This window comes from Nevskia sp., assembly GCF_021732705.1.
In the GTDB taxonomy this organism is placed as follows: domain Bacteria; phylum Pseudomonadota; class Gammaproteobacteria; order Nevskiales; family Nevskiaceae; genus Nevskia.
Genome location: NZ_JAKFUM010000008.1, coordinates 23316 through 47089 on the forward strand (window position 1 = coordinate 23316; position 23774 = coordinate 47089).

Annotated in this window: 22 protein-coding genes and 1 riboswitch; of the genes, 8 read left to right on the forward strand and 14 right to left on the reverse strand. The window is 68.5% G+C overall.

Going from position 1 to position 23774, the window contains the following annotated elements:
* Positions 1-37: 37 nt before the first annotated feature.
* The 12 genes from QZ951_RS09535 to QZ951_RS09590 form a co-directional block, all read right to left on the reverse strand.
* The gene (locus QZ951_RS09535; RefSeq protein WP_293000320.1) at positions 38-724 is read right to left on the reverse strand and encodes a Fe2+-dependent dioxygenase; all 687 of its coding nucleotides are present in this window, start codon (positions 722-724) and stop codon (positions 38-40) included.
* Positions 724-2964 carry a TonB-dependent siderophore receptor gene (locus QZ951_RS09540; RefSeq protein WP_293000321.1) on the reverse strand — a complete coding sequence of 747 codons (2241 nt, stop codon included), beginning with the start codon at positions 2962-2964 and terminating at the stop codon, positions 724-726. Before QZ951_RS09540 ends, QZ951_RS09535 begins: the two co-directional genes overlap by 1 nt.
* A gap of 154 nt (positions 2965-3118) precedes the next feature.
* Positions 3119-3325, reverse strand: a complete 207-nt coding sequence (locus QZ951_RS09545) for a hemin uptake protein HemP (RefSeq protein ID WP_293000322.1) — start codon at positions 3323-3325, stop codon at positions 3119-3121.
* 76 nt (positions 3326-3401) lie between these two features.
* Positions 3402-3974 (reverse strand): TMEM165/GDT1 family protein, encoded by a 573-nt coding sequence (locus tag QZ951_RS09550; RefSeq protein ID WP_293000323.1) that lies wholly within the window; start codon positions 3972-3974, stop codon positions 3402-3404.
* A gap of 16 nt (positions 3975-3990) precedes the next feature.
* Positions 3991-4193: riboswitch (yybP-ykoY riboswitch) on the reverse strand.
* Positions 4194-4197: 4 nt separating this feature from the next.
* Positions 4198-5112: an acyltransferase gene (locus QZ951_RS09555; RefSeq protein ID WP_293000324.1), complete on the reverse strand. Its 915-nt coding sequence runs from the start codon at positions 5110-5112 to the stop codon at positions 4198-4200.
* A gap of 52 nt (positions 5113-5164) precedes the next feature.
* Positions 5165-5509: a hypothetical protein gene (locus tag QZ951_RS09560; protein ID WP_293000325.1), complete on the reverse strand. Its 345-nt coding sequence runs from the start codon at positions 5507-5509 to the stop codon at positions 5165-5167.
* Positions 5506-6600 (reverse strand): uroporphyrinogen decarboxylase, encoded by a 1095-nt coding sequence (gene hemE, locus QZ951_RS09565; protein ID WP_293000326.1) that lies wholly within the window; start codon positions 6598-6600, stop codon positions 5506-5508. The genes QZ951_RS09560 and hemE overlap by 4 nt, the downstream gene beginning before the upstream one ends.
* Entirely contained in the window at positions 6597-7328 is a 732-nt protein-coding gene (gene pyrF, locus QZ951_RS09570; RefSeq protein WP_293000327.1) for an orotidine-5'-phosphate decarboxylase, read from the reverse strand. Before pyrF ends, hemE begins: the two co-directional genes overlap by 4 nt.
* Before the next feature lie 4 nt (positions 7329-7332).
* Entirely contained in the window at positions 7333-7644 is a 312-nt protein-coding gene (locus tag QZ951_RS09575; RefSeq protein ID WP_293000328.1) for a CcdB family protein, read from the reverse strand.
* Positions 7645-7651: 7 nt separating this feature from the next.
* Positions 7652-7903 (reverse strand): type II toxin-antitoxin system CcdA family antitoxin, encoded by a 252-nt coding sequence (locus tag QZ951_RS09580; RefSeq protein WP_293000329.1) that lies wholly within the window; start codon positions 7901-7903, stop codon positions 7652-7654.
* 59 nt (positions 7904-7962) lie between these two features.
* Positions 7963-8598, reverse strand: coding sequence for a response regulator transcription factor (locus tag QZ951_RS09585; RefSeq protein WP_293000330.1), 636 nt, complete (start codon positions 8596-8598; stop codon positions 7963-7965).
* Complete coding sequence (locus tag QZ951_RS09590) at positions 8595-9812, reverse strand: histidine kinase (protein ID WP_293000331.1); 1218 nt, start codon at positions 9810-9812, stop codon at positions 8595-8597. The genes QZ951_RS09585 and QZ951_RS09590 overlap by 4 nt, the downstream gene beginning before the upstream one ends.
* Positions 9813-9957: 145 nt before the next feature.
* Between QZ951_RS09590 and QZ951_RS09595 the strand changes: the two genes are divergently transcribed.
* The 3 genes from QZ951_RS09595 to QZ951_RS09605 all read left to right on the forward strand — a co-directional run bounded on the left by QZ951_RS09595 (position 9958) and on the right by QZ951_RS09605 (position 12210).
* Positions 9958-10704, forward strand: a complete 747-nt coding sequence (locus QZ951_RS09595; protein ID WP_293000332.1) for a hypothetical protein — start codon at positions 9958-9960, stop codon at positions 10702-10704.
* A gap of 131 nt (positions 10705-10835) precedes the next feature.
* Complete coding sequence (locus tag QZ951_RS09600) at positions 10836-11843, forward strand: catalase family peroxidase (RefSeq protein ID WP_293000333.1); 1008 nt, start codon at positions 10836-10838, stop codon at positions 11841-11843.
* Positions 11830-12210, forward strand: coding sequence for a GFA family protein (locus QZ951_RS09605; protein ID WP_293000334.1), 381 nt, complete (start codon positions 11830-11832; stop codon positions 12208-12210). The genes QZ951_RS09600 and QZ951_RS09605 overlap by 14 nt, the downstream gene beginning before the upstream one ends.
* Before the next feature lie 3 nt (positions 12211-12213).
* On the opposite strand, the gene hrpA is transcribed toward QZ951_RS09605, so the two are convergent.
* Both hrpA and QZ951_RS09615 read right to left on the reverse strand, forming a co-directional pair.
* Positions 12214-16035, reverse strand: coding sequence for an ATP-dependent RNA helicase HrpA (gene hrpA, locus QZ951_RS09610; protein ID WP_293000335.1), 3822 nt, complete (start codon positions 16033-16035; stop codon positions 12214-12216).
* A gap of 112 nt (positions 16036-16147) precedes the next feature.
* A complete protein-coding gene (locus QZ951_RS09615; RefSeq protein WP_293000336.1) occupies positions 16148-17434 on the reverse strand; it encodes an OmpA family protein in 1287 nt (428 codons plus the stop codon).
* Positions 17435-17762: 328 nt separating this feature from the next.
* Here QZ951_RS09615 and QZ951_RS09620 point away from each other — a divergent pair, with 328 nt between their 5' ends.
* From QZ951_RS09620 to QZ951_RS09640, 5 genes are all read left to right on the forward strand, one after another.
* Positions 17763-18749 carry an NAD(P)-dependent oxidoreductase gene (locus QZ951_RS09620; RefSeq protein ID WP_293000337.1) on the forward strand — a complete coding sequence of 329 codons (987 nt, stop codon included), beginning with the start codon at positions 17763-17765 and terminating at the stop codon, positions 18747-18749.
* A 113-nt stretch (positions 18750-18862) separates the two neighbouring features.
* On the forward strand, positions 18863-19336 hold the full coding sequence (locus tag QZ951_RS09625; RefSeq protein ID WP_293000338.1) for a DUF3574 domain-containing protein: 474 nt from the start codon (positions 18863-18865) through the stop codon (positions 19334-19336).
* Entirely contained in the window at positions 19336-20925 is a 1590-nt protein-coding gene (locus QZ951_RS09630) for an NCS2 family permease (RefSeq protein WP_293000340.1), read from the forward strand. Before QZ951_RS09625 ends, QZ951_RS09630 begins: the two co-directional genes overlap by 1 nt.
* Positions 20926-20999: 74 nt before the next feature.
* The gene (locus QZ951_RS09635) at positions 21000-21740 is read left to right on the forward strand and encodes an SDR family NAD(P)-dependent oxidoreductase (protein ID WP_293000341.1); all 741 of its coding nucleotides are present in this window, start codon (positions 21000-21002) and stop codon (positions 21738-21740) included.
* Positions 21741-21825: 85 nt separating this feature from the next.
* The gene (locus tag QZ951_RS09640; RefSeq protein WP_293000343.1) at positions 21826-23724 is read left to right on the forward strand and encodes an alkaline phosphatase D family protein; all 1899 of its coding nucleotides are present in this window, start codon (positions 21826-21828) and stop codon (positions 23722-23724) included.
* The last annotated feature ends 50 nt before the right edge of the window (positions 23725-23774 follow it).

Genomic DNA, 23774 nt, shown 5'->3' on the forward strand with positions numbered 1-23774 from the left:
CGCGGGAAGGAGGTTTAACGTGTTGTGAAACGGCCGGTCAGGGATGCGACCACATCCGCAGCAGGTTGTGATAACTGCCGGTCAGCGCGGTCACGGCGGCGGCATCACCCCCGGTGGCGACCAGACGCTGGATCGCCTGATCGAGGTCGAACAGCACGGTGCGCTGGCCATCGTCGGCGACGAGGCTCTGCACCCAGAAGAAGCTCGCGAGCCGCTGGCCTCGGGTGACCGGCGTCACCCGGTGCAGGCTCGATGCCGGATACAGCACGGCATCGCCCGCCGGCAGCTTCACGCTTTGCGCGCCGTAACGGTCCTCGATCAGCAGTTCGCCACCGTCGTAGCGGTCCGGATCGCTCAGGAACACGGTCAGCGACAGGTCGGTGCGCAGTTTCCGCGCCGTGCCCGGCAGCAGGCGCACGGCGTTGTCGATGTGCTGGCCGAAGGCCATGCCGCCGTCGTAGCGATTGAACAGCGGCGGGTAGACGTGATTCGGCAGCGCGGCGCTGATGAACAGCGCATGGCGCTCGAACGCGGCCAGCACCAGATCGCCCAGGCGCTGCGCCGTCTCGGAGTTTTCGGCGATCTGCAGGTTGTGCTTGACCGCCGCGCCCTGCCGCCCGGCCGTCGCACGGCCGTCCACCCAGTCGCTGCCGGCGTCGGCCAGCCCCTGCCGCAGGCTGGCCAAGGTGGCTGCATCAATCGCCTTCGGAATCCGGACGAGCATCAGAACCGCACGCCGACGGTGGCGACCACGGTGCGACCGCGGCCGGGCACGGCGCGGCCGTTTTCGGAGGCGATGATCGCGTCGAGGTAGGCGGAATCGAGCAGGTTCTGCACGTTCAGGCGCAGGTCGAACGTCGGCCGCAGCCAGGCCACGGTCAGGTCGCAGCGGGTGTAGGCATCGACCTGCGTCGTGTTCGCCGTAGTGACGTAGCGCGGGCCGACGTAATAGACGCCGCCGCCGGTTTCGACCTGCCCGCCGTAGATCTCGCCGACGCGATAGGTCGTGAACAGCGACGCAGCGTTGCGCGGCGTGTTCGGCAGGCGGTTGCCTTCGAAGCTAATGCGCGCGGCTCCGGTGCCGCTGCCATCGAGGGTATCGACCAGTTCGCTGTCGAGGAAGGTGTAGCCGCCGATGATCTGCAGCGCGTGGGTGACGCGGCCGACGGCGCTCACCTCGAAGCCGCGCACCTGGGTGCGGCCATCGAGGCGCACGGTGTTGGTCACCGGGTCCGTCGTGCGGGCATCGGTCCTGTCGATCAGGAAGGCGGCAGCGCTCAGGCTCAGGGTGTTGTTCAGCAGATCGAGCTTGGTGCCGAGCTCGTACGAGCGATTGCGTTCCGGGCCGACCAGCGCCTGCGCCGCCGAAATCGTCACCGCTTCGGCACTCGGGTTGAACGAGGTGCCGTAGGACACGTAGCTGCTGATCCAGTCGACCGGCTGCCAGATCAGCCCGCCACGGACGCTAGTGGCGGTATCGGTGCGCTCGAACACGGTGCGCGCGCCGGTGGCGACGGTCAGCGCGTTGGAGTGCGCCTGGTAACGGTCGTACCGGATGCCGGCCACGGCCTTGAATGTCGGCGTCAGGGTGACGGCGTCGTTGACGTAGATCGCCAGCGTGTCGCCGACGCCGCGGGTATCGGTGGTCGCGGTGCGCGTGGTGCCGTCTGCCGTCGGGCCGGGCGTGAAGTTGCCGAGCGAATCGGTCTGGCGCGGGCTGGTGGCGAAGTTCCGGGCCCGCGTGCGGTCTTGCCCGACTTCGCCGCCGAAGACGAGGCTGTGACGGAACGGGCCGGTATCGAACGACGCCAGCAGGTCCAGCTGGTCGTACAGCGAGTAGTCGTCGACCAGACGATCGCGCCGGTCGGACTGCACGGTGACCTGGTCCAGCGGCGTGCCGGGCGGCGATACCGGGCACGGCGCGGCCGCGGTGTTGAACGCCGCCGTGCAGACGCGGTACGGCGTCGGCCGCGCCTCGACATGGGTGTCCTGCACGATCACCTGGTTGCGCAGCGCCAGATTGCCGTTGAAGCGCTGATCCCAGCGGGCGCGAACGACGTTGGCGTCCTGATCGAAGTAATCGTCGGTATCGCCGTAGAAGCGGTTGCGCGAGACATCCGCGACCCGGCCGAACGCGAACGGCAGACCGTAGTCCGGGATGTCGGCATTGCGCTGCACCAGCGCGCTGATGGTGAATTCGCTGGCCTCGCCGATGCCGAAGCGCAGCGATGGCGCGAGGCCGAAGTCCCTGGCATCGACCACGTCGCGGGTCGAGCCGATGTCCTGCGCGAACGCGTTCAGACGCACGGCGGCGTGGTCGCTCAGCGGCTGGTTCAGGTCGATCGTGGTGCGATACCAGTCGTCGGTGCCGATCGAACCGGTGACCGAGCGCGCGGCCTTCAGGCTCGGCAGCTTGGTCACCTGGTTGATCACGCCGCCGGTCGAGCCGCGGCCGAAGAACAGCGATGACGGGCCTTTCAGCACTTCGATGCTGTCGAGCTCGAAGGTGTCGCGCCGGTACTGTGCGCGGTCGCGGGCGCCATCCAGAAAGATGTCGGTACGTGCCGTGAAACCGCGCAGGTTGACGTTGTCGCCGATCTGCCCGCCTTCGCCGGCACTGAGCGTGATGCCCGGCACGTTGCGCAGCGCATCGGTCAGGTTGGTGGCGTTCTGGGCATCGAGCACGGCGCGGTTGATCACGGTGACGCTCTGCGGAATGTCGCGCAGCGCAGTGTCGGTCTTCGCCCCCACGCTCGACGTGCCCGGCTTGAAATCGCCGGCTCGGGTGCCGTGCACCTGCACTTCGTCCAGTTCGACCGAGGCAGCAGCGGCGACCTCCGTCGGTTCGGCCGGTGCGGCCGGCTCGGCGCCGTACGCGGCGCCGCAGCCGAGCATCAGCACGGCGAGGGCAATCGGGGTTCGCGGCAGCGAGGCCAGACCGCGGGCAGCGTCGACAGCATCCACAGCATTCGTTGCGAGGCGCACTCCATGGGATTCGGATCGGGGTCGCGCGATGGCACGAGGCGCATCGGCGAATGGCTGGCGATCCGGCTGGGCGGAGTGGCTGGCTGGGTCTGCAACGCCGGCCGGGCATTCAGCCCGGCCGGATGACGCGGTACTACTTGGTCAGCAGCAGCTTGCCGGCCCGCGTGACCTGCAGCAGGTAACGCTCGCCCTGATGGACGATCGTCAGCCGCCGCGAGCGGGCGAACAGGCGACGGCTGTCGAGTTCGTCGATCGCCGCCGGACCGGCATCACCGTGCTGCACGGCAGCGGCCGCCATCGGGAGCGTGGGGGTCGGCATCGGGGAGCGAAGCGCAGTCATCGGGGCGTCTCCAGATTCGTCGAGGCCCCAATTTATTGCGAACGCTTCTCATTTGCAAGCTTTTGTTCGACGAGGCTCAGAAGCCGACGCCAAGCAGCGCCGCAATGCCGAGTGCCGCGAACAGCGCTGCCGCGACATAGCGCACCAGGGTGAAGCTCAGGCGCTGCGTCAGGCGCTCGGCGAACAGCACGGCGGGCGCGTCGGCGATCATCATGCCGAGCGTGGTGCCGCCGACCACGGCCAGCAACGAATCGAAGCGCGCCGCCAGGGTCACGGTCGCCAGTTGGGTCTTGTCGCCGATCTCGGCGAGGAAGAACGTGATCACGGTGACCATGAACACGCCGTACTGACCGCGCGGCGCGGCTTCCTGCTCGTCCAGCGTGTCCGGCACCAGCGCCCAGGCACCGATCGCGAGGAAGGTGACGCCGACCATCCAGCGCAGCGTGTCCGGCGTGAACTGATCGCGGATCCAGGCGCCGAAGAAGCCGGCGAGGCCGTGATTGGCAATGGTCGCCACCAGAATGCCGAGCAGGATCGGCAGGGCCTGCCGGCGGTAGCGCACCGCCAGCAGCAGAGCGAGCAACTGGGTCTTGTCGCCGATCTCGCCAATCGCGACGACCAGCGTGGAAATGCCGAACGCTTCGAACATGGGAACGGGTACTCGGGGGTCAGGCGGATGGACGATGACACGCGGCCTCGCCCGACCCCGGGAAAGACTGCGCGTCAAAGGTCTCGCCGAATGCGGGAAAGGGCTTCCCGATCTGGATGCGCCACGGCCTCGCGACCGATTGTGTTGACGCATCCCCCGATCAACAGCTGCCGATGTTGCCGACGCTGCGCCGGGTGACTACTCCCCAATGAGCGTGCGCAGTCTACCCGATCGTGCTGCGCTGACGGGCGATCAACTCGTCCTTGTCCGCCCACAGGCCGTTGACCCAGTCCTGGAAGCGCTCGCGGAACGCCGCGTCGTCCTGATAATCGCCACCGAGCAGCTCGACCGGCAGCGGCTTCACGTCGACCTGCACGAAGGCCGCGTTCTGCTCGCCGCACAGCCAACTCCACAGCTTGCTGCGGCCGTTGCCGGTCGGCTGGTAGACCAGCGTCACGTCAATGAGCCCGGCGAACTGCTCGCCCATCGCGTTCAAGGTGAAGCTGAAGCCGCCGGACTTCGGCCGCAGCAGGTGCCGGTACGGCGAGGCCTTGGCCTGCGCTTTCTCCGGCGTGTAGCGCGTGCCTTCGCGGAAGTTCACCACCGCGATCGGGCGACGCTTGAACTTCTCGCAGAAGCGCCGCGTGGTTTCGAGATCGGCATTGCGCAGGCCCGGGTTCTTCGCGATCGCTTGCGCCGAGTTGCGCTTCATGAACGGCATGTCCAGTGCCCAGCAGACGAAGCCGACCAGCGGAATCCAGATCAGCTCGCGCTTCATGAAGAAGCGCGGGAACGGCGTGCGGCCGTACATCACGTCGAACAGGATCAGGATGTCGGCCCAGCTCTGGTGGTTGGCGACGATCATCCAGCTGCGCGCCGGATCGAGCTGTCCGTTGATCGTGCAGTTCTCGCGCCGGCCGTGCAGCACCCGGAACACCTGCTGGTTCCAGCCGACCCAGCCGTGGTTCGCGCACCAGGCGATCCAGCGATCGAGCTGGCGGGTCAGCGGCGGAAACGGCAGCAGCAGTTTCACGATCCCGGCCGGCAGGATCAGCAGCCCGGCCCAGATCATCAGCACCACGAACATCGTCGCGAACGTCAGGCACCCGATCACGGGTGCCGGCAGCCATCTTTTCATGCTCACTTCATGTCCATCGACAGACCGCACGTAAATCTAATGTGACCGGCAATCAATCGAACCATGCGGCGGTCTTGAGCCACTGGCAGAACTTCTGCCGTTCGCGCTTGGCCACCTCGGCATCCGACGCCATCGCGGATTTGCGCAAGAGGTAGCCGTGGATGCGTACTTCCGAGTTGTGTAGTCCGAACTTCAGCGTCTGATCGGTCGTTGCGTAATGCTTTTTGATGAACGCGAGCGCATCGACCGCTCCCTCGAAGGTCAGCTGGTCCTCGTGCACTTGGTGGTCCTCGGCAATGTTGCTTGCCAGCCCTGGGCACAGCGTCCCCGATGCGCCTGGCGCATCGAAGCTCGCGCCCAGCGTCAGGAGCAGCACTGTCGCGACCGGACGAATCAAGGCGCTTCGGCTTCCGCCGTCTCGTGGTACTGCGGGCTCAGCTCGCGCACCGCTTCGACGAGTGCGGCGACATGCTCCGGCGGCGTCCCGGGGACGATGCCGTGGCCCAGATTGAAGATGTGGCCGTTGTGCGGACCGTAGTCATCCAGAATCTTGCCGACCAGCTCGCGGATCGCTTCCGGTGGGGCGAACAGCGCGGTCGGATCGAAATTGCCCTGCAGCGCGACACTGCCGCTGACCATGTGGCGGGCGTCGCCGATGTTGGTCGTCCAGTCGACGCCGAGCCCGGCGCAGCCGGTCGCCGACATTTCGAGCAGGAACTGCCCGCAACCCTTGGAGAACAGGATCACCGGCACGCCCGGCGCCAGCACCTTGAGCCGGTCGACGATCTTCGCCATCGAGGCCAGCGAGAAGAACTTGTAGCCCTCGCGGTCGAGCGCGCCGCCCCAGGTGTCGAAGATCATCAGCGCATTGGCACCGGCATCGGCCTGGGCGGCGAGATATAGCGCGACCGATTCGCTGAGCTTGTCGAGCAGCGCCTTCAGCAGGTGCGGCGCGCCGTAGCGCATCGCCTTGGCGTGGCGGAAGTCCTTCGAACCGCTGCCCTCGATCATGTAGGTGGCCAGCGTCCACGGGCTGCCCGCGAAGCCGATCAGCGGCACGCGGCCGGCGAGGCCCTTCTTGCACGCACGGACGCCGTCGATGACGTAGCGCAGCTCGGTTTCCGGATCCGGAATCGGCAGGGCGGCGATATCCGCGGCAGTACGCACGGTCTTCTCGAACGCCGGGCCCTCGCCTTCGGTGAAGTGCAGGCCGAGGCCCATTGCGTCCGGCACGGTGAGGATGTCGGAGAACAGGATCGCGGCATCGAAGCCGTAGCGGTCGATCGGCTGCAGCGTGACCTCGCAAGCCATGTCCGGCGACTTGCACAGGTTCATGAAGTTGCCGGCGCGGGCGCGGGTGGCGCGGTATTCGGCCAGATAACGGCCGGCCTGACGCATCAGCCAGACCGGCGTGCGGTCGACCGGCTGGCGCTTCAGCGCCCGGAGAAAGCGATCGTTCTGCAGCACTTCGGGTTTGATGGGAGTCATGGGGCGAGCGCGCCTGCGATTTCGGTTTGGATGGCCAGCGCCGCGGCGCGGGGGTCTTGTGCATCTCGGATCGGACGGCCGACGACGAGGTAATCGGCACCGGCCTTGAGGGCCAGTGTCGGCGTCATCACCCGCTTCTGGTCGCCCATGCCGGCAGCGACATCGTTGTCCACCGGGCGAATGCCCGGCGTGACGCAAATCAGTTCCTGCGGCGCTTCCAGCCGCAGCTTGGCAACTTCGAGGCCGGACGACACCACGCCGTCGCAGCCCGCAGCCAGTGCCCGGCGGGCGCGCGACAGCACCAGCGCCTCGACATCGCAGGCAAAGCCCAGATCATCGAGATCGCCGCGGTCGAGGCTGGTCAGCGCCGTGACGGCCAGCACTTTCATGCCGTTGGACTTGGCCTTGGCCGCCGCCTGCATGATCGACTGATTGCCGTGGATGGTGCAGAACTGCGCGCCCTGTTCGCTCAGGCGCGACACGGCGCGAGCGACGGTTTCCGGAATGTCGAAGAACTTGAGATCGACGAACACCTTCTTGTCGGCGCGGCGCAGCCAGCCGAGCAGTTCGAAGAAGCCCGGCGCCATGCACAGCTCCATGCCGATCTTGTAGAACGAAGCACCGTCGTCGATGCGCTCGACGAGCGCGCGGGCATCGTCGGCTTCGGGCACGTCGAGGGCGACGATCAGTCGGTCGCGGGGGGCAATGCTGCTGCGGGCGGTACTCAAGGATTCAGATTCCGAAAAAGACGACGTCGATCGCCGCCATCAGCGCTTCACGATCGGATTTCACCGAGCCGACTTTCCGGCCCAGCACGCTGCGGGGCAGCGACACCAGTTCACCGACGCGCATCACCAGTTCCTCGTCGCCGAAACGGATCACCGGGTTCAGGTGGTGCAGGATCGGGCCCGCATCGGCACGGCGCACCAGTGGCGCGACGATCGTGCTGTCGAGCCCCGCCACCAGATCGGACTGAAGCTCGACCAGATACGGCGCGTAGTCGGCGTCGGCGGATGGCACCGCGTGGATGTCGAACTGCGCCATCGGAGCGTCAGTACCAGCGGGTCCGGCCACGGTGCCAGAGGCCATCACGGGCGATCCGCTCGTTGTGGAAGGCGATTGCCTCGCGGTTCTCCTCCTGCCACTGCAACGCCCGCTGCTCGCGCAGCTTGGCTTCCAGCGCTTCCTCCAGCACCCGCGACAGGTTCAGCTTCTGCGCGCGCGCTTCGTCGATCAGCTTGCCGCTGATCGACAGGTTCACGGCACGGCGTTCCGGCTTCGGTGCTGGTGTCTTGGCGAACATCACGGAGTGTCCAGTTAAGCTGACATGCGCATTCTATCTGCGCATTTCGCGGATGTCCCCTACAGCAGCCGCGCGGCGATCGCCTTGAGCACGGCGTGGGTGCGATCGCGGGCATCGAGCCGCGCGAGGATCTCGGTCAGATGGTTCTTCACCGTGCCGTCGGAAATGGTCAGCGCGCGGCCGATTTCCTTGTTCGAGTAACCGCCGGCGACCAGCCGCAGCACGGCCAGTTCCCGCTCGGTGAGCCGCACCGCGCCGGCCGCGTCATTCGGCAAGCGCGCCCGCGCCAGATCGAGGCTCTGCGGCGAGACCAGCCGGCCGCCGGCGGCGACGGTGCGGATCGCGGCTTCCAGCGCTTCCGGCTCGGCATCCTTCAGCAGATAGCCCTGGGCGCCGGCATCGACCGCGCCCTGCATCAGCCCCGGCTCGTCGAACGTGGTCAGCAGCACCACCGGCGTGTAGTCGCCACGGGCGCGCAGCAGCCGCGTCGCCTCGATGCCGGAATGCACCGGCATGCGGATGTCGCTGAGGATGACGTCGACCTTCGCGGTCTGCAGCGCCGCAAGCAGGGCGGCGCCGTCGGCGGCTTCGATCACCACGTCCAGCCCGGTCGCGCGTTCGAGCAGCGCCCGCAGGCCGCGTCGCACCAGTGCCTGATCATCGGCCAGCGCCAGCCGCAGCGGTGCCGCGCTCACGACACCGCGCCGCGAGCGGGGAAGTGGACCGGGAGCGGCGACGGCAGCAGCGCCGTCAGCCGCAGGCCGCCGCCCGGGTTCAGCGCCAGCGCCAGCCGGCCGCCGACCGCGTCCAGCCGTTCGCGCATGCCCCTGAGGCCGTTGCCGTCGACCGGCAGCGCGGTCGCCCGGCCGTCGTCCTCGACCTGCAGCTCGATGCCGTCGGCCACCGCGTGCAGCCGGATCACAATCTGCGTGCAGGCCGCGTGGCGCAGCGCGTTGGTCAGCGCTTCCTGCGCCACGCGCAGCAGCGCCTGCGCCTGATCCAGCCGCGACACGCGGGCGTCGTCGGCCAGCGCGAATGCAACGATTGGCCGCGGCAGGTTCGGCGCCAGCGCCCGCAGCGCGGCATGCAGGTCGATGCCGTCATGCGCGCGCAGCGCGTCGACCACGCCGCGAACATCGGCCAGCAGCTCGTCCGACAGCCGCACGCAGTCACCGATCGCAGCGCGCGGCGCGCCGTCGTCGATCTCGCGCTCGATCAGCCGCAGGTGCAGCTTCAGTGCCGTGAGCTTGTGGCCCGCCACGTCGTGCAACTCGCGCGACAGCCGCAGGCGCTCCTCGCCACGCGCGGATTCCAGCAGCAGCTGCCGAGTCGCGAGCAGCTCCGCGTTGATCGTCCGCAACTGGTCGCGGGCATGCTCGGCGCGGCGCGCGTAGCTGGTGGTCAGCGCCGCGAACGCCTGGAAGCCGCCGTAGGCCAGCAGCGCGCTCACGGCCCGACGCGGTCCGAACTGGCTGATCAGCAGCGCCGCGAGCCCGGCGTTCATCGCCAAGGTCAGCAGCAGCGCGCGGCGCACCGGAAACACCGCGAACAGCTGGGCGACGACGAGAATCATCAGGATCGCGGTCGAGCCGGTGCGCGGCAGGCCCCAGACCGCGAGCAGCGCCAGCGGCAGCTGCCAAAGCACCCAGCGCTCGGCATGCGCGCCCTGGTCGTGCAGATCGGCCCGCGCGCGGCCGATGAACAGCAGCGGCTGCGCCACCAGCGCCAGCGCACCGATCACGGTGCGGGCATCGAGCGTCATGCGACCGTCGATGGCGTCGATCACCGGGCCGGACGCGATCGCCAGCCAGGTGACGTAGGCCGCAAGGCTCAGCGGCGCCATCGGCGAATTCCACGACGACGATGGCAACGCTGCGGACGCCTCGGCCGGGCGATCAGGATCGGTCATCGGTCGAGCATCGCAGCCAGTGGCAGCGCTGCCAAGGTGAGTTTTCTCACCCCCGGTCCCTGCCTTTTCTCACCTGCCGCCGTGGGCAGGGGGTTCCGACAATGGCGGCACGTCGTCCCACCTCGCCCAATCCGGAACCGCCGCCATGACCGACCTCGCCACCCTGCTCCACGGCCCGTTGTACGGCCCGCTCTACGCGCTGATCGTCAAGCTGCACATCGCAGCCGGCGTGCTGGCGCTGATCACGTTCTGGATCGCCGGGCTGGCGCGCAAGGCCCGCCACGGCCTGCATGTGAAGGCCGGCCGCGTCTATCTGATCGCGATGCGCGGCATCCTGGTCACCGCCGCGCCGATGGCGCTGGCCGCGTTCATCGACGGCAAGACCGCGAAAGGCGTGTTCCTGAGCTACCTCGTGGTGCTGGTCGCCACCACCGTCTACACCGCGCCGCGGGCCGTGCGCCTCAAGCAGGATTTCGACGCCTATCGCCGCGGCGGCTACCGCCTGTTCGCGGTGCTGCTGCCGGTCACCGCCGGGCTGTCGATGACCTACGGCATCGTGCAGTCGAACCTGCTGCTCGCCGGCTTCGCGGTGGTCGGCCTCGTGCTCGGGCGCGGCATGTGGCGGCAGATGCGCACGACGACGCCGGATGCCGGCTGGTGGCTCAAGGAACATTACGGCGCGATGATCGGCAACGGCGTCGGCACCCACATCGCCTTCCTCGCGATCGGCCTGTCCCGCGTGCTGCCGAAGGATCTCGCGAATGCCGCGCAGATGCTGGCCTGGTTCGGCCCGCTGGCGGTCGCCGTCGTCGTCAACGTGGTGCTGAACCGCCGGCATCGGCAGCGCTTCGGCCAGCGCCGGGGCGCGATGCCGGCCCCGGTCACGGCCTGAGCCGGCGCGAATCCTCGGCGACGCGGCGCGATTGCCGGCGTCGTCGGGGGCACTCCTTTGGTGGGATTGCGGCGCGACGACGGCTCCGGTCATGCTCAGGCTCCCCTTCAAGGACGACCATCGGAGCCCCCATGATTCGCCGCCATTTGCCGTTCACCCAGTCGGTGATTTCCGCGCTGTTCCTGCTGACCGCCACCGCCGGCCTTGCCGCCGACCGGGTCAAGAGCGTGCCGGAACAGACTGTCGACACCCTCGAAAAGCTGTCCGGCGGTCCGCACGCCGGCTTCCGCGCCAACCACGCCAAGGGCATCGTCGTCACCGGCAGCTTCACCGCCGACGCGGCCGCCAAGACCTTGACCAAGGCCGAGCACCTGCAGGGTGCGAAGGTGCCGGTGACGGTCCGCTTCTCGAACGCCACCGGCGTGCCGACCCTGCCGGATGCCGATCCGAACGCCAGCCCGCATGGCATCGCGATCCGCTTCACTGCGCCGAGCGGTCAGGCGACCGACATCGTCAGCATCTCGTACGACGGCTTCCCGGTGTCGACGCCGGACGACTTTCTCGCGTTGCTGAACGCGGTCGCCGCCAGCGGCCCGGACGTGCCGTCGCCGAAGCCGATCGAAACCTTCCTCGGCAGCCACCCGGCGGCGAAGGCCTTCGTCACCGCGCCGAAGCCGGCCCCGGTCAGCTACGCCACCCTGCCGTTCTACGGCGTCAACGCCTTCAACTTCACCAATGCCGCCGGCAAGAGCCAGTACGCGCGCTACCGGATCATCCCGGTCGCCGGCGACAAGCGCCTGACCGACGACGAAGCGAAGAAGGCCGCGCCGGATTACCTGATCGACGAACTGAAGGCGCGGCTGGCCAAGGCACCGGTCAAGTTCAAGCTGATCGCGCAGCTGGCGAAGGACGGCGATGCCGTCAACGATGGCAGCATCGCCTGGGGCAAGGATCACAAGGAAGTGCTGCTCGGCACGCTGACGCTCGATACCGCGCTGGCCGACAGTGCCGCGGTCGAGAAGAAGCTCGCGTTCAGCCCGCTGCATCTGGTCGACGGCATCGCGCCATCGGCCGATCCGGTGCTGCTGGCGCGGCCGGCGGCCTACGCGTTCAGCGTCGGCCGGCGTGCCGGCAAGTAGGCCCGAGCACCGCCGCAGTCGGCAGGCCCTGCGCGGGGCCTGTCACTGCGGCGCGGTACAGTTCGAGATCGTCAGCGACTTCCCGGAACTGACCACCTGCGACTGTTCGATCTGTCGCCGGCGCAACGCGCGGATGGTCAAGGTGCATGAAAGCGACTTCCGGCTGCTGGCCGGAGCCGATGCGCTGACGCTGTACCAGTTCCACACGCACACCGCGAAGCACTGGTTCTGCAAGGTCTGCGGCGTCTACCCGTTCCACCGCAAGCGCCTCGCGCCGGACCACTACGGCATCAACACCGCGTGCCTCATCGGCTTCGACGCCACCGGCATCCCGGTGCGCGCAACGGTCGGTGCCGCGATGCCGTGAGGCTCAGGCGGCGAGCGCTGCCTGAATCTTCCCGGCACTCGGCGAGCCGTTCGCCTTCAGTTCCTGCGCGAACAGCGCGATGCGCCATTCCTCGATCAGCCAGCGGGCCGGATGGAACGGGCCCTTCAGATGCTGCGCCACGGCACGAATCTGCTTGAGCATGTCGAGATCGCGCTGCGGCTTGTGCGGCAGGCGGTCGGCACGGATGGTCGCGGCCTTGAGATAAACCCCGATGCGCGGCCAGACGTCGTCCGGAATCTCGTGGATGAAGCCCGGCGCGAACATCGTCTGCAGCTGGTTGCGCAGGTCGGTGTTGGCATCCGGCCACGGCTTGGCGATGGCATCGAGCTTCTTGCGCAGCTCCATGCCGGTGACCAGCCAGCCACAGACTTCCTCCAGCCGCTTCACGGCTTCGCGACCGAATTCGCCGCGCCTGGCCAGTGCTGCGTGGAACGCGGCCTCATCGCGGATCGCGGCCGGGTTCCAGTAGCTGCGCGCCGCGCGTTCGGCCACTTGCAAGGCAAGCTGCTCGGCCGACAGGCCGGTCTGCGCCAGCGAGATGCCGAGCTTGGCGCGCGCCGTCTTCGCCAGATCCTTCAGGCGATCGGCGACCCGCGCCAGCAGCAGCGCCTGCGTGCCGATGGCATGCGCCGCGCGCGCGGCCTCGGCGGATTCGAACAGCTTCAGGCCGATGCGATCGTTGGCGCTGACCAGGGCCGGATAGGCTTTCGCCGCGCCGACCATGATGTGCTCCGGCATCGTGCCGAAATCCCAGTCGAGCACGACTTCGCGGGTCCAGCGCTTGGCCTCCGCGCTGGTCTCGGCGCGCTTCGTCAGCTCGGTGCGCGCGGCACTGCCAAAGCGCTGCTGCAGGGCGATCAGCGATTCCGCCTCGCCCATCGCCTTGCCATCGGCGGCGACCAGCACCAGTCGCGGCTTCAGGTGGGCTTCGAGCTTGGCCGGCGCGAAATCGTCCGGTTTCAGCTGCACGCCGTTCATGTCGCGGAAGCGCGCGCAGATCGCGTCCAGCAGCTCGCCCGCGTTCGGATTCGCGGCATTGGCGATCGCGTTGGCGTACTCGGCGGCCGGCGTGCACAGGCGGCGCAGGTTCATCGGCAGGCTGCGGATCAGCGCTTCGATCTTCGCCGGCAGCAGGCCGGGCACCAGCCAGTCGAAACGCGCGGCCGGCAGGGTGAACAACTGGGCGATCGGGATCTCGAAAGTGACGCCATCCTCGTCGCTGCCCGGCTCGTGCGAATAGCTCAGCTCGATGCGGGTGCCGGCCAGATCGAGATGATCCGGGAACAGGCTGGCGACATCGGCATTGGCGCCGGGCTTCAGCGCGTCGGCCTCGGCCATCGTCAGCTGGCGCTGGGCGGACGGCTCGCGCCGCAGCCAGTTCTTGAGACCGACGGTGCTGCAGACATCGGCCGGCAGCAGCGTGTCGTAGAACTCGAAGAACTGGCTTTCGTCGGCCAGCAGATCGGGCCGGCGCAGGCGCGCTTCCTTGTCGCGCACCGCGTCTAGCAAGGCCAGATTCTTGTCGAGGAAGGCCGGCTTGTTCGGCATGTCGCCTCTGACCAGCGCCTCGCGGATGAAGATCTCGCGCGCCTTGGCCGGCTCGTCACGGCCATAGTGACGGGCGCGGCGCAGCACCTGCATGCCGAACAAGGTCACCACTTCCATCGCCGTGACCTCGCCGCGCTCGGCGTGCCAGACCGGGTCCTGCAGCACGCGCTTGACCAGATGCGGCGCGACATCGGCGAGCCACTCCGGCTGAATCTCGGCATTGATGCGGCCGAACAGCTGGCTGGTCTGCGCCAGCTGCGCGCTCATCATCCACGGCGGCGGCTTCTTTGAAAGGGTCGAGCCCGGGAACACCTTGAAGCGCCGACCGCGCGGGCCGTTGAACTCCGGCTTCTCGAGCACTTTCTGGCCGATGTGGTCGATCAGCCCCGCCAGCAGGCACTTGTGGAGGTCGGTGTAGAGCTTGTCCAGCGGCAGGTCGGTCTTCGGCTTCTGCGCGTCGTCCTTGCCGAGCATGTCGACGATCTGCTTGTGGACCGACTCCCACTCCTCCATCCGCAGATAGCTGACGAAATGCTCCTTGCACAGCTTGCGCAGCTGGCGATTGGAGCTGGCCGCACTCCACTGCTGGTAGCGCGCCCACAGGTTCAGCAGGGTCAGGAAATCGGACTTCGGATGCCGCCACTCGGCGTGCTTGAGGCGCGCGGCGTTCTGCTGATCCGGCGGCACGTCGTGCGGGTCCTGCACGGAGAGTGCGGCCGCCAGCACCCAGACATGCTCGCGGTACGCGGTGCCACGGCCCGCCTGGGCAATGCGGGCGATGCGCGGATCGAGCGGCAAGCGTCCCAGATCGCGACCGAGCGGGGTGATGCGCTTGTCGTCATCGAGCGCGCCGAGCGTCTGCAGCAGGCGATAGCCATCGGCGATGTGCCGGCCTTCCGGTGCGTCCAGCCACGGGAAATCCTCGACATCGCCCAAGCCCAAGCTGGCCATCTGCAGGATCACGCCGGCGAGATTCGAGCGCAGGATTTCCGGATCGGTGAACGGCGGTCGCGTCTCGAAGTTCTGCTGGTCGTACAGCCGCAGCGCGACACCGGGGCCCACGCGGCCGCAACGGCCGGCGCGCTGATTCGCCGCAGCCTGCGACACCGCTTCGATCTGCAACTGCTGCACGCCGAGGCGCGGCGAAAAGCGGTTGACGCGCGCCGTGCCGGTGTCGACGACATAGCGGATGCCGGGCACCGTCACCGAGGTTTCGGCGACGTTGGTCGCCAGCACGATGCGCGGCGCGCCGCCCGATGAAAACACCTTGTCCTGCTTCTCGGCCGGCAGCCGCGAGTACAGCGGCAGCACTTCGGCGCGCGGGAAGCGGCCGGGCAGGCTGCGCGCCAGATCGTTGATCTCGCGCTCGCCGGGCAGAAACACCAGCGTGTCGCCGACTCGTCCGGACTGCCACAGCGATTCAATGCCGTTCGCGACCTGGCCTTCGAGATCGTCGTCCTGATCCGGCGCGCGGTAGCGCATCTCGACCGGATAGGTGCGGCCTTCGACCAGGAGAATCGGCGCCGGCTCGCCACGCGCATTGGCGAAGTGCTTGGCCAGCTTTTCCGGATCGAGCGTCGCCGAAGTGATGATCAGCTTGAGTTCCGGCCGGCGCGGCAGCAGACGCTTCAGCCAGCCGAGCAGGAAGTCGATGTTCAGGCTGCGCTCGTGGGCCTCGTCGATGATGATCGTGTCGTAGGCCAGCAGTTCGCGATCCCGACTCAGCTCCGCCAGCAGGATGCCGTCGGTCATCAGCTTGATCAGACTGCGCTCGGACATGCGCCGATCGAAGCGGGTCTCGAAGCCGACGAGATCGCCGACCTTGCCGTCGAGTTCCGAGGCGATGCGATTGGCGACACTGCGCGCCGCCAGCCGTCGCGGCTGGGTGTGGCCGATCAGCCCGCGGCTGCCGCGGCCGAGTTCCAGACACAGCTTCGGCAGCTGGGTGGTCTTGCCGGAACCGGTTTCGCCGCACAGCACGACGACCTGATGCTCGGCGATCGCCTTCAGCAGCTCGTCCTTGGCCTGCACCACCGGCAGTTCGGCCGGGTAGTGGATGCTTTCGGGCCGCAGCCGCAGACGGTTCTCGGCAGCCAGCAACGCGGCTTCGACATCCTTCTCGAAGCGGGCGGTGTCGAACTTCGGGTTGCCGCGGGCAGCGGCAAGCTGACGCGACAGCCGCGCCGCATCGCGCAGCAGCAGGCGATCGCGGATCAGGTCGAAACGGGCGTGCAGCGGGGGCGTGGCGGCAGTCACGGGCGGCAGGACAGCGGGAGCGACCGCCATGATACGGCAGCCCCCGCACCGCCCGGACGGATCAGGTCACGCGGCGTGCGCGTGCCTGACCTCGCCCGGATGAAACGTCGACTCAGGGGGCCGGAGCCGGCTCCGCAGCCGCGGCCGGTGCCGCGCGATCGACCACCTTCAGCTCGACGCGGCGATTCAGCTCGCGGCCTTCGTCGGTCTCGTTGTCGGCCACCGGCATGGTCTCGCCGAGGCCCACCGAGGTCATCCGTGCGGCGTCGATGCCTTTGCCGATCAGATAGCTGCGAACGGTCGTGGCGCGACGCTGCGACAGGCGCAGGTTGTAGGCATCGCTCCCGCGGCTGTCGGTGTGGCCCTGTACCGCCACCTTGATGTCCGGCCGGGCCTTCAGCGCCACGACCACGTCATCGAGCAGGGTTTTGGCGTTGACCGTCAGCGTGGCCTTGTTGGTCTCGAAGTTGACGCCGCGCAGCACGAACACGTCGCCGACTTCGCAGTCCGCGAGGTCGATCTTGCCGCCGTCGGCCGACGGCTGGCAGCGCGGCTTCGGCGGCGCCGGTTCGGCCGCGACTTCCGCCGGTGCTTCGGCCGGCGCTTCGACCGGCGTTTCCTCGACCGGCACGACCTGCACCGGCTCGACCGGCGACGACGCAATCGGCGGCTTGCCGCCACCGAAGTGATAGCGCAGCGACAGCAGCGCGGTGTGCGACTTGTAGCGGGTCTGGACTTCGCTGTCCGGATTGTTCGCCAGCAGGTCGAAGCTGCCGACATTGCTGCGGACGAAGCGATAGTCGACCGAGGCCGTCAGCTTCGGCGTCAGGTCGTAGCGCAGGCCGCCGCCGGCCTGGAACGCGAACACGGCATCGAAGTCGCTGCGCAGGTTGGAGCCGTCCTGAAAGCCGGGCAGGTTGTCGACTTCCGGATCACGGATCGCGACGCGGGCGTAGCCGGCGCCGCCGCCCAGATACGGCCGCAGGCGATAGCCCTTCAGGAATTCGTACCAGACGTTGCCGAACGCGGCGACGGCGAACTCGTGGCCGCCCACACGCTGCGACGGCTCGCCATTGGCCAGCGTCACGTCGCCGAGCACGTTGTCGCGGTGGGCGATTTCCAGTTCCAGATTGAAGCCGTTCTCGAAGGCGTAGCCACCGAAGAAGCCGGCCGCAAAGCCGGTATCGAAGCCCACGGTGCTGACCGGCGTGCCGTCCGGAATCGGCCGCAGCGGACGGTTGGCGCTGTAGATGCGCAGGGTCTGGTCGAACACGAAGTTCGCGCCGCCTTCGATGCCGAGATAGAAGCCGTCGTGGGCAGTGGCCAGACCGGGTGCGGCACCCAGAAAGACGAAGCTCAGCGCCCAAGCGGACAACGATTTGCAGCGGGTCATTTCCATGACTTGATCATCCTGAGTGAGTGGTGTGGTGGAGCGATCGGTCTGAGGCCGAGTGATGCAAGGCGAATGCCGCTGCAAGGACCCTCCCACGCTGTCCGGGTCGGATTCCTCGGGTGCGCGCCATCCTGTGAAACGGTAGCGCTAGCGTACGACTTCACGCATTGAACAGGCCAGCGAAATCCCGCGAACCCGCCCGAGATCAACGGCCATCCCGGCAGAAATCAACGGCCAGCAGTCCGGATCGGGGTCGCCACGGCACGCGCGGGACTTGCAGCCGGCAGCGCCAGCGCGTGAAATCGTGCCTGCCTGCTCGAACTGGCTCTCCCTGATGAAGATTCTCGTCACCGGCAGCGCCGGCCACCTTGGCGAAGCGCTGATGCGGACCCTGCGCGCCGAAGGCCGCGACGCGTTCGGCATCGATGTCAAACCGTCGCCGTACACCGATGCCGTCGGCTCGATCGCCGATGCCGCGTTCGTCGATCGCTGCATGGCCGGTGTCGGCGCCGTGCTGCACACCGCCACGCTGCACAAGCCGCATGTCGCGACCCACACGCGGCAGCAGTTCGTCGATACCAACATCAGCGGCACCTTGAACCTGCTCGAAGCCGCCGTCCGCGAGCGCGCGGGTGCGTTCGTGTTCACCAGCACCACCAGTGCCTTCGGCGCGGCGCTGACACCGCCGCCCGGCGCGCCGTCGGCGTGGATCACCGAAAGCGTGCGGCCGGTGCCGAAGAACATCTACGGCGTCACCAAGATCGCCGCCGAAGACCTGTGCGAGCTGATCCATCGCCGCGAAGGGCTGCCGTGCCTGGTGCTGCGCACGTCGCGCTTCTTTCCGGAGGACGACGATTCGAAAGCCACGCGGCTGGCGTTTCTCGATGCCAACGCCAAGGCCAACGAGTTCCTGTATCGCCGGGTCGAGATCGAGGACGTGGTCGCCGCGCACCTGCTGGCGATCGACCGTGCACCCGCGCTCGGCTTCGGCCGCTACATCATCAGCGCCACCACGCCGTTCACGCCGGAGGACGCGGCCGAACTGCGCCGCGATGCCGCCGCCGTCGTCGCGCGCCGGGTGCCGCAGGCGCTGGACGAGTACGACCGCCGCGGCTGGACCTTGTTCGACAGCCTCGACCGCGTCTACGACAACCGCCTCGCCCGCGAGGAACTGGGCTGGCAGCCGCGCTGGGATTTCGCCGAAGTGATCGCGAAACTGCGTGCCACCGGCGATTTCCGCAGCGAGCTTGCGAAAGCCATCGGCCGCAAGGGCTATCACGACACGGTCTGGGACGGCGACGGACCCTTCCCGGTGCAATGACCGCAGCGGCATGCGCCGTGCGTGCCCGATGCCGGTGACGATGTCGATGCCGATGCCGATGCCGGTACCGGTACCGTTGACGTTCTTCCTTCCGCGATCCTGAAACCGAACCCATGCCCGCTGGCTTTCGCCTCACCTGCGCCGTCGCCCTTTCGACCGTCATCGCGCTGCCGGCGATGGCGCGCGACACCTCCAGATCAACGACCGCCCCGGCCCCAAGCGCCGCGATGCACGGCGACGCCAAGCGCCCGGCCCAGGCCTCGCACTGGCAGCGGGCCGAGCTGTACTTCGGCCTCGGCCGGACCGGCGGTGCCGACGCCGCCGACTACGCGCAGCGCTGGCAGGCGTTTCTCGACGAGGACGTGACGCCGCGCTTTCCCGACGGCTTTTCGGTGCTGGACGTGCAGGGCCAGTGGAAAAAGCGCGACACCGGCACGATCGAACGGCTGAACTCGAAGCTGGTGGTGATCCTGTTCCACGGCACGCGGCAGCGGCGCGCGCTCGATGCGCTGCGCACGGCGTGGAAGCAGCGCACCGGCGACGAAAGCGTGCTGCTGTCGATCACGCCAGCGCAGGTCTCGTTCTGATGCGCCCCGCCACCCGCGCGCCGACCCCGCGCTTCGTTCGCGGCGATCTCGATGGCTTCATCGGGCTGGCGCTCGACAACCTCGTGCTGCTGTTGCTGATCTCGGCGCTGTGCCGCTTCGTGCTCGGCTTCGACGATGCCCTCGTGCTCGGCACCGTGCTGCCCGGCGCGGCGGTCTCGCTGCTCGCCGGCAACCTGTTCTACGCGTGGCAGGCGCGCCGGCTGGCGGCACGCGAAGGCCGGAACGATGTCTGTGCGCTGCCGTTCGGCCTGAACACGATCACCGTGTTCTCGTTCGTGTTCCTGGTGATGCTGCCGGCGAAGCTCGCCGCCACCGCCGCCGGCAGTGCCGACCCGGCGCGTGCCGCGTGGCAGGCCGGGCTGCTGGCCTGCTTCGGCACCGGCGTGATCGAGTTCGCCGGAGCCTTCGTCGCCGGCTGGGTGCGCCGGCACACGCCGCGTGCCGCGTTGCTGTCGACACTCGCGGGCCTGGCACTCGCGTTCATCGCGCTCGGCTTCCTGATGCGGGCCTACGCCCATCCACTGATCGGCATCGTCACGCTCGTCGTCGTGCTCGTCGGCTACTTCGGCCGCGTGCGGCTCCGCGGCGGCCTGCCGGTCGGCGTGGTCGTGGTGATCCTTGGCGTGGCACTCGGCTGGACGCTCGGCCTGGCGCCGACCGGCCCGCTGCCGCCGGCCCCGAAACTCGCGCTGCCGGTGCCGGTCCTCGGTGCGTTGCTGGAAAGCCTGCGCCTCGATCAGTTCCTCGCCTACGCTTCGGTGATCGTGCCGATGGGCCTGATCTCGGTGATCGGCTCGCTGCAGAATCTGGAATCGGCGGAAGCGGCCGGCGATGCCTACGACACCCGCTCGTCGCTCGCCGTCAACGGCATCGCCACGCTGGTCGCCGCCGTGTTCGGCTCGTGCTTCCCGACCACGCTGTACATCGGCCATCCGGGCTGGAAAGCGATGGGCGCGCGGGCCGGCTACTCGAGCTTAAGCGGCGTGTTCATCGCGCTGCTGTGCTTCAGCGGCACCATCGCCCATGTGGCGTGGGCGGTGCCGATCGATGCCGGCATCGCGATCCTGCTGTGGATCGGCATCGTCATGGCGGTGCAGGCGTTCGAGGCGACACCGCGCCTGCACTTCCCGGCCGTGGTCATCGGCCTGCTGCCGGGGCTGGCGATGTGGGGCAGCCTGATGCTGAAGGCCGGCCTGCGCGCTGCCGGCGCCGGCTCGCCGAACGGCCCGGCGATCACGGACGCGTTGCTGCCGGCGTTTCATGCGGCCGATGTCTGGGCCGATGGCGCGTTCGCGCTGGAGCAGGGCGTGGTATTCACCGCCATGATCCTGTCGGCGGCGACGGTCGCGATCGTCGAGCGGCAGTTCCTGCGCGCCGCCGTCTGGATGGCGGTCGCCGCGCTGCTGTCGGCCACCGGGCTGATGCATGCGTATCGCTACACCGGTGCCGACACCGCGCTGGACCTGCATCCGGCGTGGCCGTTCGTGATCGCCTATCTCGCATCCGCCGCCGTGCTGGTGGCCGCGCGCTGGCTGACCGTGCCGGAGGATGATCGACCCGCCGCCTGATCCGGCGGGCTGCGCTTGTGCGCGGCCGCATCCGGCTGTCATCGTCCTCCTCCGGTTCTTCGAGGAGTGCAGCCATGCAGCAGGAATCCGCAGTGATCATCGGCGTCGGCGCCGAACAGGGCATCGGTGGCGCGCTGTGCCGGCGCTTCGCCCGCGAGGGTCTGCACGTGATCGCCGGCGGGCGCACGGCCGCGAAGCTCGATCTGCTGGTCGACGCGATCCGCCGCGACGGCCACAGCGCCGAAGCCTTAGTGATGGACGTGACCGCGGAAGCGGACGTGCTCGCGCTGTTCGATCACGCGATGAACTTGCCGAACGGCATCGCGCCGCCGAGCGTGGTCGTGTTCAACGCCGGCAACAACCAGATGATCGACTTCCGGCAGCTCAGCGCCGAACAGTTCGAAGCGTTCTGGCGGGTCGGCTGCCTCGCCGGCTTCCTCGCCGGCCGCGAAGCCGCGCGGCGCCTGCTGCCGCTTGGCCGCGGCACCGTGATCTTCACCGGCGCTTCGGCCAGCCTGCGCGGCAAGCCCGGCTTCGCGCATTTCTCCGCCGCCAAGGGCGGTCTGCGGATGATCGCGCAGAGCATGGCGCGCGAGTACGGACCGCTGGGCCTGCACGTGGCGCACGTGATCGTCGATGGCGGCGTCGATGGCGAGCGCCTGCGCAAGGCTTACCCCGCGTTCGTCGAGCGCGCCGGTGCCGATGGCCTGCTCAATGTCGATGCCATTGCCGAGCAGTACTGGCAGATCCACGCGCAGCATCCGTCGGCGTGGACGCACGAGGTCGACCTGCGGCCGTTCCGCGAAGCGTTCTGAGGGCGCGGCCGGCACACGCCGCCGTCACGAAATCCTCGCAGGCGGAATGCGAAGATGCGGCCACCCTTGAGTCGCGAGATCTCCGATGCCGCCGTCCCGCCGCGAATTCCTGCAGCAACTGGCCGCCGCCTCGGCGCTCAGCGCCACCGGCCGCGGCCAGGCCGCGAGTCCCGCGTTCGATTACCCGATCGGCGCGCCGCTGCCATTCGCGCACGGCGTGGCCAGCGGCGATCCGCTGGCCGATCGCGTGATCGTCTGGACCCGCATCACCGAAGCCACGCCGAGCGCTTCGCAGATTCCGGTGCGCTGGTTCGTGGCGCGCGATCCGGCGATGCAGCAGATCGTCCGCAGCGGCGTGCAGGCCACGATCGCCGACCGTGACTGGACGGTGAAGGTCGACGTCACCGGCCTCAGCCCCGCCACGACCTACTACTACTGCTTCGAAGCGCTCGGCGCGGTATCGATGACCGGCCGCACCCGCACCGCACCGGCAACGATGGTCGACGAGCTGCGCTTCGCGGTGGTGTCCTGCTCCAGCTACTGGTCCAGCTGGTGGAGCGGCTACGGCCACATCGCCGACCGCAACGACCTCGACCTGGTCATCCACTGCGGCGACTACCTCTACGATTTCGTCGACGAAGACGAGGAAGTTCGGGCCCGCAACAACGTCCGCGACACCGCCGACGTCGACTACCGCGACTGGCTGAACATCGCCGAACTGCGCCGCCGTCACGCGCTGTGGCGCTCGGACCCGAACCTGCTGCGCGCGCACCAGCAGCACCCGTGGTTCATCGTCTGGGACAACCACGACATCGACGAGGACTACGGCAACGAGCTGCCGACGCCGTTCGATGGCGCGCGCAGCAGCACGACGCTCGCCATCACCACCCGCGTGTTCCACGAATGGACGCCGACCCGCCCGCCGAAAGCCGACGGCAGCGGCGCGTTCGATCAGGTCGACGACGGTCGCTATCCGGCCCCGGCCGATCCGACGCGGATCTACCGCCGCCTGCCGTACGGCCCGCTGGCCGATGTCTTCGGCATCGACAGCCAGATCGGCCTGCCGTCGCACGGGCGGCAGCCGGACGCCACGCACCTCGGCAACGGCGCGCCGAGCCTGCTCGGGCGGCAGCAGTTCGAGTGGCTGACCGGCGCGATGCAGGACTCCGCCCGCGCCGGCACGGTCTGGCGGCTGGTCAACAACCAGACCTGGATCGCCCCGGTCGGCGTGCCGCCGGTGATCGACGGCGTGAACCTGCCGAACCCGCTGAACGTGTCGCGCTGGAGCGATTACCCGGCCGAGCGCGCCGCGCTGTTCAGCCACCTGCGCGGCGTCAATCCGGCCGGCTTGCGGGTCGACAACAACGTCTTCGTGTCCGGCGACGTGCACGGCAACTGGGCGTCCGACCTGATCGAGGACAACTCGCTGATCGGCTCGCGCTACGTTTCAGCCCTGCCGGCGCCGAACCTGCGCCGTGGCTCCACACCGCTGAACTTTCCCGCCGGCTTCGGCCGCATCGGCACCGGCAACGTCGGCCGCCTGAACCTGCGCGAAGCCTCGGTCGGCGTCGAATTCGCGCCGAGTTCGATGGGCCGCGGCGGTGCCGACGAACTGCTGGCCAACGCGCTGCGCCTGCCGGCCGGCTCAGCGGCGACCGTCGTCGGCACCCGCGCCATCGAAGCCGCGATCATCGCCGCGAACAAGAACTGCCAGTTCATCGAATGGGTCGACCACGGCTACGGCATCGTCAGCCTGACCGCCGAACGCGCGATCTTCGAATGGTGGTGGCAGGACAAGCTGACGCCGGGCAGCCCGGACGTGCTCGGCCGCCAGATGATCGCGTGGGCCGAAGACCGCCCCGGCATCCGGCCGCGCTATCGCAACCAGATCGACAACGTCACCGCGCACGGCCTGGCGATCGCGGCGACGGTCGGCACGCGGGCCGCCGCACCAGCCCCCAGCGCCGTGCTGCTCGCCCATTAATGTGTATCTGACCCCAATTACCGATCCCGGGAAATCCGGGGTGACCGGAT

Coding starts and splice junctions, on each gene's coding strand:
- QZ951_RS09590 (WP_293000331.1), bottom strand. CDS start 9,812: ATGACCGATCCTGATCGCCCGGCCGAGGCGTCCGCAGCGTTGCCATCG.
- QZ951_RS09600 (WP_293000333.1), top strand. CDS start 10,836: ATGATTCGCCGCCATTTGCCGTTCACCCAGTCGGTGATTTCCGCGCTG.
- QZ951_RS09640 (WP_293000343.1), top strand. CDS start 21,826: ATGCCGCCGTCCCGCCGCGAATTCCTGCAGCAACTGGCCGCCGCCTCG.
- QZ951_RS09545 (WP_293000322.1), bottom strand. CDS start 3,325: ATGACTGCGCTTCGCTCCCCGATGCCGACCCCCACGCTCCCGATGGCG.
- hemE (WP_293000326.1), bottom strand. CDS start 6,600: ATGACTCCCATCAAACCCGAAGTGCTGCAGAACGATCGCTTTCTCCGG.
- QZ951_RS09615 (WP_293000336.1), bottom strand. CDS start 17,434: ATGGAAATGACCCGCTGCAAATCGTTGTCCGCTTGGGCGCTGAGCTTC.
- QZ951_RS09555 (WP_293000324.1), bottom strand. CDS start 5,112: ATGAAAAGATGGCTGCCGGCACCCGTGATCGGGTGCCTGACGTTCGCG.
- QZ951_RS09575 (WP_293000328.1), bottom strand. CDS start 7,644: ATGGCGCAGTTCGACATCCACGCGGTGCCATCCGCCGACGCCGACTAC.
- QZ951_RS09620 (WP_293000337.1), top strand. CDS start 17,763: ATGAAGATTCTCGTCACCGGCAGCGCCGGCCACCTTGGCGAAGCGCTG.
- QZ951_RS09635 (WP_293000341.1), top strand. CDS start 21,000: ATGCAGCAGGAATCCGCAGTGATCATCGGCGTCGGCGCCGAACAGGGC.
- QZ951_RS09625 (WP_293000338.1), top strand. CDS start 18,863: ATGCCCGCTGGCTTTCGCCTCACCTGCGCCGTCGCCCTTTCGACCGTC.
- QZ951_RS09550 (WP_293000323.1), bottom strand. CDS start 3,974: ATGTTCGAAGCGTTCGGCATTTCCACGCTGGTCGTCGCGATTGGCGAG.
- QZ951_RS09630 (WP_293000340.1), top strand. CDS start 19,336: ATGCGCCCCGCCACCCGCGCGCCGACCCCGCGCTTCGTTCGCGGCGAT.
- QZ951_RS09595 (WP_293000332.1), top strand. CDS start 9,958: ATGACCGACCTCGCCACCCTGCTCCACGGCCCGTTGTACGGCCCGCTC.
- QZ951_RS09535 (WP_293000320.1), bottom strand. CDS start 724: ATGCTCGTCCGGATTCCGAAGGCGATTGATGCAGCCACCTTGGCCAGC.
- QZ951_RS09580 (WP_293000329.1), bottom strand. CDS start 7,903: ATGTTCGCCAAGACACCAGCACCGAAGCCGGAACGCCGTGCCGTGAAC.